Source organism: Acinetobacter nematophilus (genome assembly GCF_026344175.1).
Classification (GTDB): Bacteria; Pseudomonadota; Gammaproteobacteria; order Pseudomonadales; family Moraxellaceae; genus Acinetobacter; species Acinetobacter nematophilus.
Genome location: NZ_JAPKMY010000004.1, coordinates 83672 through 96505 on the forward strand (window position 1 = coordinate 83672; position 12834 = coordinate 96505).

12 protein-coding genes are annotated in these 12834 nt (G+C 43.6%); all 12 read right to left on the reverse strand.

Going from position 1 to position 12834, the window contains the following annotated elements; genetic code table 11:
- Positions 1-43: 43 nt before the first annotated feature.
- The 12 genes from OSH00_RS09535 to OSH00_RS09590 all read right to left on the reverse strand — a co-directional run bounded on the left by OSH00_RS09535 (position 44) and on the right by OSH00_RS09590 (position 12821).
- Complete coding sequence (locus OSH00_RS09535; RefSeq protein ID WP_266130220.1) at positions 44-1237, reverse strand: hypothetical protein; 1194 nt, start codon at positions 1235-1237, stop codon at positions 44-46.
- A 143-nt stretch (positions 1238-1380) separates the two neighbouring features.
- Entirely contained in the window at positions 1381-3021 is a 1641-nt protein-coding gene (locus OSH00_RS09540; RefSeq protein ID WP_266130221.1) for a thiamine pyrophosphate-binding protein, read from the reverse strand.
- Between the two features lie 34 nt (positions 3022-3055).
- Positions 3056-4525 (reverse strand): aldehyde dehydrogenase, encoded by a 1470-nt coding sequence (locus tag OSH00_RS09545; RefSeq protein WP_266130222.1) that lies wholly within the window; start codon positions 4523-4525, stop codon positions 3056-3058.
- A gap of 12 nt (positions 4526-4537) precedes the next feature.
- Positions 4538-5329 carry an aspartate dehydrogenase gene (locus OSH00_RS09550; RefSeq protein ID WP_266130223.1) on the reverse strand — a complete coding sequence of 264 codons (792 nt, stop codon included), beginning with the start codon at positions 5327-5329 and terminating at the stop codon, positions 4538-4540.
- A 9-nt stretch (positions 5330-5338) separates the two neighbouring features.
- Complete coding sequence (locus OSH00_RS09555; RefSeq protein ID WP_266130224.1) at positions 5339-6133, reverse strand: SDR family oxidoreductase; 795 nt, start codon at positions 6131-6133, stop codon at positions 5339-5341.
- A gap of 22 nt (positions 6134-6155) precedes the next feature.
- Positions 6156-6971, reverse strand: a complete 816-nt coding sequence (locus OSH00_RS09560; protein ID WP_266130225.1) for an alpha/beta fold hydrolase — start codon at positions 6969-6971, stop codon at positions 6156-6158.
- Between the two features lie 33 nt (positions 6972-7004).
- Positions 7005-7526 (reverse strand): cupin domain-containing protein, encoded by a 522-nt coding sequence (locus tag OSH00_RS09565; RefSeq protein WP_266130226.1) that lies wholly within the window; start codon positions 7524-7526, stop codon positions 7005-7007.
- A 25-nt stretch (positions 7527-7551) separates the two neighbouring features.
- Complete coding sequence (locus tag OSH00_RS09570; RefSeq protein ID WP_266130227.1) at positions 7552-8775, reverse strand: MFS transporter; 1224 nt, start codon at positions 8773-8775, stop codon at positions 7552-7554.
- A 41-nt stretch (positions 8776-8816) separates the two neighbouring features.
- Positions 8817-10028, reverse strand: coding sequence for an NAD(P)/FAD-dependent oxidoreductase (locus OSH00_RS09575; RefSeq protein ID WP_266130228.1), 1212 nt, complete (start codon positions 10026-10028; stop codon positions 8817-8819).
- A 27-nt stretch (positions 10029-10055) separates the two neighbouring features.
- Entirely contained in the window at positions 10056-10985 is a 930-nt protein-coding gene (locus tag OSH00_RS09580; protein ID WP_266130229.1) for a VOC family protein, read from the reverse strand.
- Positions 10986-10996: 11 nt separating this feature from the next.
- The gene (locus tag OSH00_RS09585; protein WP_266130230.1) at positions 10997-11761 is read right to left on the reverse strand and encodes an SDR family oxidoreductase; all 765 of its coding nucleotides are present in this window, start codon (positions 11759-11761) and stop codon (positions 10997-10999) included.
- Positions 11754-12821, reverse strand: coding sequence for an aromatic ring-hydroxylating oxygenase subunit alpha (locus tag OSH00_RS09590; RefSeq protein WP_266130231.1), 1068 nt, complete (start codon positions 12819-12821; stop codon positions 11754-11756). Before OSH00_RS09590 ends, OSH00_RS09585 begins: the two co-directional genes overlap by 8 nt.
- Between the last annotated feature and the right edge of the window lie 13 nt (positions 12822-12834).

The following is a 12834-nucleotide window of genomic DNA, read 5'->3' on the forward strand; positions in this document are numbered from 1 at the left end:
AATGAGATCAAAGCATATGATTAAACACCTTTTTTGTTCAAGATTAAAAACTATAGCCAATGTTTAAATTGATCCGGTATAGCCATTGATCACTATAGGGTGAGACTGTCGAGGTAAAACCAGTGGCATTTGATGCACCGCCAATAATATTGGCATTTTTGCCCCATGTATAATCCGCCCAAACCATAAATGGTGATGCGATGAATAACATCCCTGTGGTATTCATTTGTGAATCAGACCAGTCATCACGTTTCTTGTCCATATAACTATAATCATTATAAAAGCGAATTGCCTTGAGTTTTCCCATATCCTGCACAGGCAAAGTATAGGCCAGATTTAAACTGGCAACTGTCGCTTCGGATGCAATGAAATAAGCAGGCGTAAAACCGTTATTGCCCATCAGGGTCATGTCATTGTTCACTCCCTCAGGGTTCTTTGCATCATATTGATAATGAATCACTGAGCTTTGTAAATTAAAGCGTTTGTAATTATTATCGGTGTGTACACCTAAAGCATAGTATTGACCATTTTTGTCCGTGGTTTGATTGTGCAATTGTGCGATTGCACCTGATAGACCCAACTCTTGCTTACCAAACTCAGTTTCAAGCTTACGTACAATGCGTGTATTGAATTGATGGCGCTTTTCATTTTGATAGGCTTTTTGGGTGGGAAAAGCATTTTCAGCCAAATCATCATAGGTGGCACTTTCAGGAGAATAACGCAGGTTAGTCGCTAACATTTGCGGATAATACCCCAGTTTGATGTCCCAATCCTTATTGTGGAAATTCCAATTCAAACCAGGGGCAATATTGTTGCCATATCCTAGAAAGAACGGAATATGATAGGTCCAACCGTTTTGTGGATAAGGATAAATCGTAAAGGGTTTGTAGACAAAACCAGCCTCCAGGCTGTTATTTTCATCTAGGTTATAGCCCACATAAGCCTTTTCAATCGCACGTTTCTCTTGATCTTGAAATAAATAACTTGCATTGATATAGGCATTATCAAATTTACCCTTGAGATCCACCCTGAAAATATCGAAATAAAGTTTTCCATTGTCATTGTTTGGACCCTCCCAATCTTCATAACGATAGTTTGTCCGAATCACACCACCTAAGCTTAAAGTGTCTGTTCCATCTTCGCTTTTCCATTCGAGTGCTGAATTTTTTGCAAAAGTGTTGGAAGTCATACCCAAATAAAATGCAGCAAGCATCACGATCATCGATGTCTTTTTCATACCTAATTCCTTTATCTTTGTCCCAACGATCCTGTTGGTCTTGTTTTTGTTTTACCTGTAAAACATAGTTTTTATCATTTTACAGGCAAAAAATTTTTTGCCTGTAAATGTTTTAAGATCTGCGCTATTTATCCATATATGGATTAGTACAGCTTTTTCTGTGGTGGACCCGCGAAGTTAAGCGGACCGATCAAGTGCATATCCAGTTCAATGACACTTGGACCTTGAAACTTAACTGCTTCTTGAATCACTGTGTTAAATTCTTCAGCGCTCCCCACTTTCCAGCTTTTCACACCCATTGCATCACCCAGTACCTTATAGTCTGGAGTATGCAATTCATTAAAATACTGACGACCACCAAAGTAGTTATTTTGGATTCCTCGCATTACGCCATAACCACCATCATTCATGATCATCAACACCATATTGGTATTTTCCTGTGCCATGGTTGCGATTTCGCCGATTCCCAGCATCAGCCCGCCATCACCAACCAAAGCAATTACTTTTTTATCAGGATTGGCAATTGAAGCACCTATCGCAGTTGCTAGACCAAGACCAATCGCTCCTGCCAAAGAATGAATGTTGAGATTGGGCGCCTGAACTGGAAATAAGCGGCTGCCCCAAGTACTGCCAGACATGGTGATGTCACGGACTAAAATACCATCTTGTGGTAATGCAGCACGCAAGTGATCACAAATTAGCGCATATTGATCCAGCTGAGTCCTTAAAGCGTCAATCGCTGCCTGCTTCGCCTGAACAACGGCTTGATCGTAATCTGTATCGATTTTTGATATGCCTTGTAAGCCAGTCAGTACACGCTGCAATACATCTTTAGCATCGCCACAGATGAAATTTCGTACTTTATAATTACGTTGCTGTGCTACGGGATTGGCATCAATCTGGATAATATTGTCAGGGAACTGTACTGAATAGGTTTTGGTTTCATTACTGCGCAAACGAGAGCCAACAACAACCAATAGATCAGCATCTTTGAGCAGTTGTTCCACTCCCGCAGAGTTATGGAATGCGCCTAAACTACGTGGATGATCATCTGCCAATACACCACGTGCATGTGTGGATGAAACCACTGGAATCCCAAGATCAGCAATGGCTTTCACTTCCGCAACACTATTGAGCGTCCCTCCGCCAATCCAAAATACAGGGCGTTTGGCTTTTTTTAATGCATCGACAATCAAATCGATTTCGACCTGTTCAGCTTGAGGAAGTTCAAGCGCTTTCACTGGTCCCAGGTTCAGGGGCAAATCAATTTCCGCTGCTTGAACATCGATCGGTAATTCAACACTCACAGGTCCCATCGGTACAGTGGTTGCCACACGAATCGCTTCACGAATCACACCTACAGCATTGTCAGGGCTGGTAATCCTGAATGCAGCTTTGCTTGATGCCCGTAAAAAAGTCAGCTGATCTTTGGTTTCATGAATAAAACTGGCATCACGATCCAAATATTCACGTTCGACCTGTCCTGTTAAATGTAAAACAGGACTGCCTGCATTCATCGCTTCAATCAATGAACCCACCGCATTACCTGCCCCTGCACCCGTACTGGTTAAAGCCACACCCAACCCTTTAAAACGAGAATGCCCATCCGCCATCGTGACCGCACCTGCTTCGCCACGTGCAGCAACAAAACGGATTTTTTCACGGCGACCGACTGCATCCGCAATCGGTAAGTTATGAATCGAAATAACACCGTAAATACTGTCCACTTGATGTGCTTCTAGAACACGGGCAATTGCTTCACCTACATTTACACGTTCCGTCATTTTTTCTTCCTCAAAAATTATTCATTCCATGAATTTATGAATTCGCCCAAGGATTTGGCTGATCGCTTAATCCCATATAGATGCTTTTTTGTTGCATATAAGACAAAATACCTAGTCGTCCTTTTTCACGTCCGATACCACTGTCCTTAAAGCCACCAAATGGTGCAGAAATAGAGAATTTTTTATAGGTATTGATCCACACTGTTCCCACTTCTAATGTGCGAGCAAGATGCCACGCTTTACGATAGTTCTCTGTCCAGATGCCTGCTGCAAGACCAAAACAACTGTCATTGGCTTCTGCAATTAAATCGTCTTCGTCGTCATATTGCATCACCACTAAAACAGGGCCAAAAATTTCTTCCTGACATGTTTGTGCTGAATTTTTCAAGCCTGTGATGATCGTAGGTAAGTAATAACTGCCTTTTGCGAATTCACCTTCAGTTAGTGCTTGTCCACCAATGACAACCTGTCCCCCCTCTTGCCTTGCCAGCTGGACATAAGCATCGACTGAAGCCAGATGCTTTGGATTGATCAAAGAGCCAAGGTGTACACCTGCGGTTTCAGGATGTCCAACACGCAAACCTTTAGTAATCTCAACTAGACGATTTAAGAATTGGTCATAGATACTGCTGTGTACAAATAGACGTGAACCCGCAATACATGCTTGTCCAGCCGAACTGAAAATACCGTAAGCCACGCCTTTTGCTGCCAGTTCAATATCAGCATCTGGCAATACGATCGTTGGTGATTTGCCCCCTAACTCCAATGAGGTTGTAATTAATTTCTCAGCAGCAAGATGTGCGAGATGGCGACCTGTGGTGGTCCCCCCCGTAAATGAGATCTTACGGACTAGAGGATGCTTTACTATTGCATCGCCAATCACTGAACCACGCCCAACCAGTACACTTAATAAACCTTTAGGTAAGCCAGCTTCTTCAAAGATTTTAGCCAGTTCCAATGCTATTAAAGAAGTGACTTCCGCAGGTTTTAAAATAACTGCATTCCCCCCGGCAAGCGCAGGCGCCAATTTTTGTACTTCACTGGCAATTGGTGAGTTCCATGGGGTAATTGCAGCCACTACACCTACAGGTTCATGTACACTCATGGTCATGAAATCTGATGCACGTTGCGAAGTGAGTTCATCATTCAATGTTTCACATGCTGCTGCCACATAACGTGCTGTTGCAGCCGCACTCATGGTCAAAGCCCGTGTTTCAGCCAAGGGCTTTCCATTATCACGCGTTTGTAATTGAGAAAGCTCATCCACACGCGCTTCAATAATGTCTGCCACTTTGTATAAGATACGGGCACGTTCATGTGGCAGGCTGTTACGCCACTCAGACTTACGCCATGCAAAATCCGCTTTTTCAACGGCTTCATTGACATCATCTAAACTCGCTGTAGAAATTTCAGCATTCACAGATTGATCTGCCGGGAATAAACTTTGAATCGTACCGCCTTTACCTAATCGCCATTCACCTGCGATATAAATTTCCTTGATCATGCTCAAATCCTTTTAAATCTGAATTGCTTCGACGCTGTTACGACACGCACGAATCACGCTCAGTGCCGCTAGCGTTGAAGTTTTTGGGTTACCCGCCAAAGGTACGCCAATCAATTCAATGGTCATTTCACCGAAAACACCCTCTGCCACAATGGTGTGCTTGTTTTTGTTAATACTTGGATCAACGGTCAACTCCACCATGGTTTCGTCCATACCAAGACCTGCCAGTGCAATTGTTGCTGCGACATTGGCATTTGCCGGAAACTTCAAGGCTGCTTCTCTGGCTGTGCCGCGGAAAAAAACTGTTGCTTTAAGCACTTGGTCTAAATCAATCAATTGTTCTGCATAGCTCCCACGCCAGCTGTTTGGACTTTTGCACCCCTTATAGGTGACCTTTTCCAGCCCACCTTCTTTGGCTGCGGCAATGCCATCAATGCCCGCAATTGCACCTGCGAGTAGATGTAGATGCGCATCATGTTGTTCAGCTGTGGTTTTGAGTTGAACTAAAAATTCATTGTCGGCCAAAGTCCCTACTGATATCAGACCAATCGTCCAGCCTTTTTCCAAGACTTTTTGTGCATGTTCTTTCACCGCAGCCTGACCCGCCACTTCAATCACATAATCAGGTGTACCCTGACACTGTTCAATTAAACTGATGACCTGCACGTCCTCAGCAACCTGTGCCTTGACTTTTTCTATACTGCGTGCGGGCACCACAATCCATTTAAGCTGCAAATCTTGTGGCATGTGGGCATAGACTTCTGCTGCCATCGCGCCAAAACCAATCATCATCAACTGCTTCATGTAAACACCTTATAAATGTTTATTAAATCCACCAGATACATCCAGGGTTGAACCAGTGGTATACGAGGCCAGCGGTGATGCCAAAAATACCAAGGCACGGGCTGGCTCCTCTGGCTTGCCCAGTCGCTGCATCGGAATGCCGCGTTTTTTTGCAATACTGCCTGTCCACTGTTCCCAGGATGCACTTGTGTCCGAGCGGGCTTCAAAACGACGCTTCCATTGCGCAGATTCCACCATTCCCAACAAAATCGAATTGACCCGAATTCCGTATTGACTGAATTCATGGGCTAAAGAATGAGTCAGATTCAGCAAGGCAGCACGTGCAGCTGAGGTTGCAATCATATGTGGCTCAGGTTGCAGTGCTAACAATGAGTTAACATTGGTGATCGAACCACATGGAGATTTTTTTAAATCGTTTAAAAATGCACGAACTGGATGCAATACACTGAAATACTTCAATTCAATTTCTTTCATCCAATCTTCATCTTGGGTGTCTTCAAAATTTGACACACGCCCTTGACCTGCGTTATTGATCAACATATCGACATTTCCGAGCTGCCGGTTGACTTGCTGCGCAAAGCGTTTTACATCTTCTTTATCCAATACATTGCAACGACAGGTGAAAATATGGGCGTCTGGATATTTTTCCAAAATATAGGTTTTTGATGCGATTAAGCGCTGTTCATCTCGACCACACCATGCGACCTTGGCACCTTCTGACACCAAAATTTCCACCACTGACAAACCAATGCCTGACGAGCCGCCTGTGACAACTGCTACTTTTCCTTCAACTTGGAAGCTCATATCCATATCTCTCGTTGATGTTTTAATTGATCGATAAAACAATGTCGTTAAACTGTTGAGGTTGATCGACATAACTCAGATGACCTGCATCTGCAATGAGATGACATCGGCTCAAATGCATTTCTACCGCAAGTTCTTTAATTGCTTTTACAGGTGTGATTTGATCCTTATCACCTGCAATCACGACACATGGAACTGTGATTTCTGTTAAATAATTTCGAATTTCGTCGTAAGCCAACAAATACGATGCACGGGTAAAGCCATTTAAAGTCAGATGGCTCATGACCTCATTGACCAAAGCCAAAGCCTGTTGCTCCTGTTTATAAATCAAATGTGGTCCACGACATGCGGCCATTCCCACATTACCTAAGCTTTTCAGCATACTTGGGCGTTTATGGTAAACCTGTGTCTTGGTTTCTTCATCTGCGCGTTGATAGCCCTGTGCTGGATTCGCCAGAATCAAGGCTACAACCCGTTCAGGATAAAGATGAGTAAAGGCACTGGCCTGTAAAGCGCCAAGGGAATGACCAATCAAAATAACCTTGGAAATATTTAAAGCCTCCATCAAACCCAATATGCGTTGTGCATAATCCGTTGCATTGGGTTGATCTGTATCTAAGTCATCGGATAGGCCATAACCCGGTGCATCCCAGGCGATGACATGAAAATGCTGATGGAGTACATCCAATTGATTGATCCAAGACCCTGAACCTGAACTAATTCCATGCAGCAAAATCAAGGCTTGACCTTGTCCTGCCTCACGATAGGCTTGTATATGACCATCCACAGTAATGGTTTTTACTGGGTATTTGGCTAAATTATCAATCAGTGTCATCAAGTCTTCCCTTTAACATTTACGAGTTCAATCGAATCAACGTTTGATTTGAGACAAAGGATGCTCAGGTGGATAATTCGGAATCGTAGGTTTACCTGCACCTAACATGACGCACATCAAGGCATCTTCCTGACCGGGATTGAACAGTCCGCGATAAATCCCCGGTGGAATTGAAATTAAATCGCGCTCTTTCAATTTGGTCTGGAATTTCTCACCGTTATGCTCAATGAATAGATCAATTTCTCCTCGCAGCATAAAAAACACTTCTTCAACATCATGATGGATATGCAAAGGTCCTTCACACTGTGCTGGAAGTACCATCGTTGAAAAAGTAAAATTTTCAGCGGGAACTGTATTGCCATCATTTACCACACCCGTGGCTCCTGTTCCCATATAGCGCATCTGTGCGCGGCGATATTTTGGGTCATAATCCGCTTGAAACTTCAAAGCATCAAAATCATATTTACGTGTCTCAAATCGTGCGATACGCGTATTTAACCAATCTTTTAAACTTGTGCCTTCTGGTTGTTTCCATGATTCGAATTGTTGAGTAGTCATGTTTTTAACTCCTAGATCTGTTTGATTAATAACGTTTCAATAAAGGAAGCAAGAAGAACGATCCAATCACGGCAACTGCTGCCAAGAAGGTAATTCCTAAATTAAAACTGTGTGTTTGCATGACGATGTAACCGATCAGAACAGGTGCAATTGCACTGGCAAAATTTCCCATGCCATTAAAAATTCCACCCGCAGTTGCACCGACATCGGCTGTGGTTACACAGGCAAGTAAAGCGAATACCGCTGCGACACCAAAACCCCAAGCCATTGCGCTTAAAGACATTGCTGCGATCACCAAAATCGGATCCGTCATAATGACCATGACATACATAAATATGCCTGCCACCAGTAAGCCGCTAAACACCTGAATGGCACGGCGACCCAGCTGATCAGATAGAAATGCACCCACGACTTCGCCGATTAACATGGCAATAAATGGAAAACTTGAATAAATGCCAAACTCTTTGAGATTGAAGCCTTTGTCTTGAATGAGATATGATGGCACCCAGCTATTTAAGCCCCACAAATAAGTCATCAGGGCAATATTGAAAATGCACACCAACCAAAATGAACTGTTCTGCAACAACGACTTGGTATTTTGAATATGTCCCTTAAAGTTGATGCGTTTACTGGTGGATTCCAGTTCGATAGTTTTCTTCAGTTGTAAATTGCGTAAACCGAATGCAATTGCGATTAATGCAATCACGGTCAGACCCGCCATCACAAAAAAAGTGGTATGCCAGTCATGCTTTGCCAATACGGCTGCTGTAATTGGAAAACCTAAAAATGCACCTATTGGTGTGCCCAATAAAAACATCGTTGAAGCACGCGCCTGCTGGTGGTCGGTATAAGTTTGCTTCACAATGGCATAAGCCAGGGCAAATAAAGGGCCTTCTGCCAAACCCAGTAAAATTCGCAAGACCAACATACCGGTATAGTTGGTAGTAAACCCCATGCAAAACATGAGCAATCCCCATGATGCAACGCTCCAGAACAACATTTTCTTCGGATTGAATATATCTCCCAAAAAACTTAAGAACATCGACGAGAAACCATAGGCCAATAAAAAACTGGTCATTAGCCATCCAAGCTTTGCTTTATCTTGTGCAATCCCCATCGCACCTTGAAAGTGTGGGTCAGCGAATAATACGGCGATACTGATTTTGTCGAAGAATGCCAAAACGACACATACCATCAGGACAAAAGCAGGAACCCAATGCTTTAATCCTTTCTTTTCTTCATTACTCATACTTCATTCCTTCGATTGAGTTCGAGACCTTATTTAATTTTTTATGGTTTTAATTTCATGAGATTAAATTCAGGGTCTGCTAATAATTTTGGGTCTAACACTGTATTGGACTGCATCCAACGCTTTGCCAGCTTGATCAGTTTTGAATCATTCACGGCAATCATGTTCAGCAAATGCTGTTGGTCATCCAAATACAAATAACTGCATTGGTCATCCGCACTTTTGCGGATCACGATCTGCCCGGTTCTTTCAGGTTGATAGATCCCTAGGATTTGAATATTGAAGTGATACTGATCCGACCATAACCAGGGAATATCGACATATTCCGTGGCAATTCCCAGCATTGATTTTGCTGCTGCAATCGCCTGATTTTGCGCATTCGCCCAAGACTGAATGCAATACCCCAAGCTTGGGTGAATCGCAACATCTCCAGCAGCATAAATATGCTGATCTGAAGTTTGACCGAAACCGTTCACGACAATGCCATCCTTGACCTCCAAACCTGCTTGGACACCAAGTTCCTTTGCGATCTCCGCGCCTGCACCCACTACTACACAGTCAAACAACCCAGTACCATGTGGATGATTCAACACTTCGACTTTGTTTTGCCCGGCTTCAACCAAATGGAGACTTTTACTCTCCAAATGAATTTCAGTGCCCTGTTGCTGATGTATGGTTTTCAGAAATTGCGACACTTCTGGACTTACACTACGTGCGCATAGGCGATCACCATATTCAAAAATATGCACCTCTTTTCCTTGTTGACGAGCGGTCGCTGCGATCTCTAGCCCAATCCAGCCACCTCCGATCACTGCGAGTTTTTGTGTGTGCTCTAAAATGTCTATCAAGCGCTCACAATCCTGCACATTGCGTAAAGTCACCACATTGGGAATAAATTGCCATGAATGCACAGGAACACGAGCTCGACTTCCTGTCGCAATCAATAATTTGTCATAGGGTAGAACTTCACCACTATTTAAAACCACGTTTTTCTGAAGGCGATCCACTTGTGTCGCCATCGCAGGTTTATGCCATTGAATGTCAAAATCCTGAATCTGTTCATGAGAAAATAGATGCAGGCTTTCATAACTGGCTTGTTTTGATAACACCTGTTTTGACAGGGGCGGACGTTCGTAAAACACTCGATCTTCATTTGAAACCACATGAATCTCACCTGAATATCCATTTTGGCGGAGTGTACTGACAGCCCAACCCGCGGCTTGTCCTGCTCCCACAATCACCACTCTTTGCATAGTTTGTGCTCTCAACTCAGACTTGTTTTACACGGCTTTAACTTGGCGACGAGTCTGATCGTCCAAACCACCATCAACAGCCCATTCTGTGAACAGTTCTAAACGATGTTCTTCAATTCTCGGTTGCCATTCTTCCGTCAAATAATCATCATTGGTGTAATACTCAAATGCTCCACCCAAAGGTGAGTTGACATACCAGAAATAAGCCGAGGAAATTGGGTGGCGCCCCGGTCCAATAAAGGTTGACCACTCAGAACGGTTCATATGCAAACCACCACCGATCACCTCATGAATGTCACGGACCACAAAGGCAACATGGTTAAGCCCAGCAGGTTTATTTGGCACTGAGAGCAAGAACAAATCATGGTGATAGCCTTGTCCGCGACAACGTAAAAATGCGCCACGATTGCGGTAGGCATCGGATAAGAAGAAACCTAACTTTTCAATGTAGAATTGTTCAGTACGTGCTAAATCTGGAGTGAAAAACACCACATGACCAATCGCAACAGGCTGTCCTTTTTCATAAACAGGGCTTGCTGCATTTACACGATTGATGCTGCCATATTGGTTGATTCCCTCAGTTTTGAGCGCTGGTAAATGATGGGTAAAACTGAGCTGAAAACGAATGGTCATTCCATTGGGATCAATACATTGCACTGTATCAGCTGTCTTTTGATAGCCCTCTACATCTTTCAACCGCAGCGCTAAATCATTTAAATTCTCTACCTTATCTACACCCCAAGTCACTTCACGCAGGGTCGAACCTGTTTCAATTGCATGCGGCAAACGTGAATCATCACAGTCAAACAAATAAATCCTGCTACCATTCTGTGTCTGGTAAAGATCAGCACCTTCGATGTCTGATGCTGTATGCGCCAAACCAAAATCCGCCAAAAATTTATTCGAAACGACTCTGTCCTCAACACCAAATTTTAAAATCTCAATCCCTGTAATCATTAGATATCTCCTTAGTTAAAGACAAAACCACCATTCACTGGAATATTTTGTCCAGTCACAAATGAAGACAAATCAGACAGTAAATATAAGGCAGTTCCATTTAAATCCTGTGGTAACTGTTGACGTTGAATCGCTCGACCGTTGATATAGAGATCATGACGTTCTTGCGGCACATATTCCGTAGCTTCAACCAAAGTCAGCCCTGGAGACAAAGTATTAATACAGATATTGAACTGCCCGAGTTCCCTTGCCATGGAACGTGTCATGGCAATTAAGGCACCTTTACTTGCCACATAAGCCATCAAATTGGGGGCACCCCACAAAGCCGTGTCTGAAGCAACATTGATCACTTTGCCACAGGTCGACTGTTTGAGATGAGGTACACAGGCCTTTGTAACCAGCCACGTCCCTTTTACATTGATGTTCATGACCTGATCCCAAAGATCAGGTGCATAATCCATCATGGTCTTACCACCGACATTGGTTGCAAGTGCAGCACAATTGACCAAACCATCTAGTCCAGATAATTTGGCAACAGTTTGCTCGACAGCCTGTTGAATCGAGATGTGATCTGCTAAGTCAATCGTAACCGCATCAACAGCAAGACCTTTAGTTTGCAATGCATTTGCTTCTTTATTGACAAGGTCCGTCAAAATATCAGCCATGATCACTTGTGCGCCTGCTTCCGCGATGGCTTGGGCAAAATCTCGCCCCAATCCTCTTGCCGCACCAGTAACAAGGACTTTTTTTCCTTGCAACAATGCCATGTTAACCATGTGCTTCTTCCTGCAGCTCAATACGATTTGCATGCTTTAAACTGACCATTTTCTTTAATTGCTTTTCTGCTTCTTTTTTCATTAATCGGCGCAGACGAGATAGCCCAACATCATGTTGATAAAGGAATTCCTGCTGACGTGCTTGCGGTGCAAGATTTTCTAAAATGATTCGATCCTGTTCGAGAACATCCCAATGCAATTTCTCTAAATAGTTACGGTACAAGAAACGCCAAACATTGCGCTGCCATCCACTCACTTTACGACAACGCCAGAAAAATACACGGGTATTGTTTGCATCAATTGGTGTGGCATAACCGACAATCCAAAACTCACCGCCCGGACCAAAATCTTTACGATAGGGAATCGAAAGGCGTAACCAACTTGCACCTGTATTGGCATACTCAACCCAATCAAAATTAACACCTGTCTGTCCTTCTTTTTCAAAGACAAATCCATGTTCTGTAGTCCGGTGTTTCATTTCAGCAGTACGTTCGCCTTCTGCCATCGAGTGTGAAGTACAATGCAAATACGTCCCATGCATAGGATCCATAACGTTATCAATGGCATATTGATGGTTGACTTTCCAATCTGCCTGACACAGGAATGAACTCCACGCCTCACTTGCCAACTGTTCAGGGAAATCCAGCGACTTCGGTGCTTCATTACTGTCAATACCAAACCACAGGAAAATCGCACCGTGTTGTTCGATTACAGGATAGCTTTTCACACAGCTTGTCCCTTTCATCGGACATTCATGCACTGCGGGAACATCCTCAACCACACCATCGTGACGAACTTCGACACCGTGATACCAACAAGCCACGCGATTGCCCAGATTCCATCCTAAAGAAAGACGGGCGCCACGATGTGGACAACGATCTTCTAAAGCATGTACCTGACCTTGATCATCACGCCATACCACTATGTTTTCACCTAAGCGCGTAATTCCAACAGGATTTGCTGCAACTTCCCAACTGGCTAAAACTGGATGCCATAGATCCCGCAAGCCTAAATCCAAGTATTCTTCTACGCTCGGTGTTGCTGATATTGCTGCGTTCATTGTCGTTCTTCCT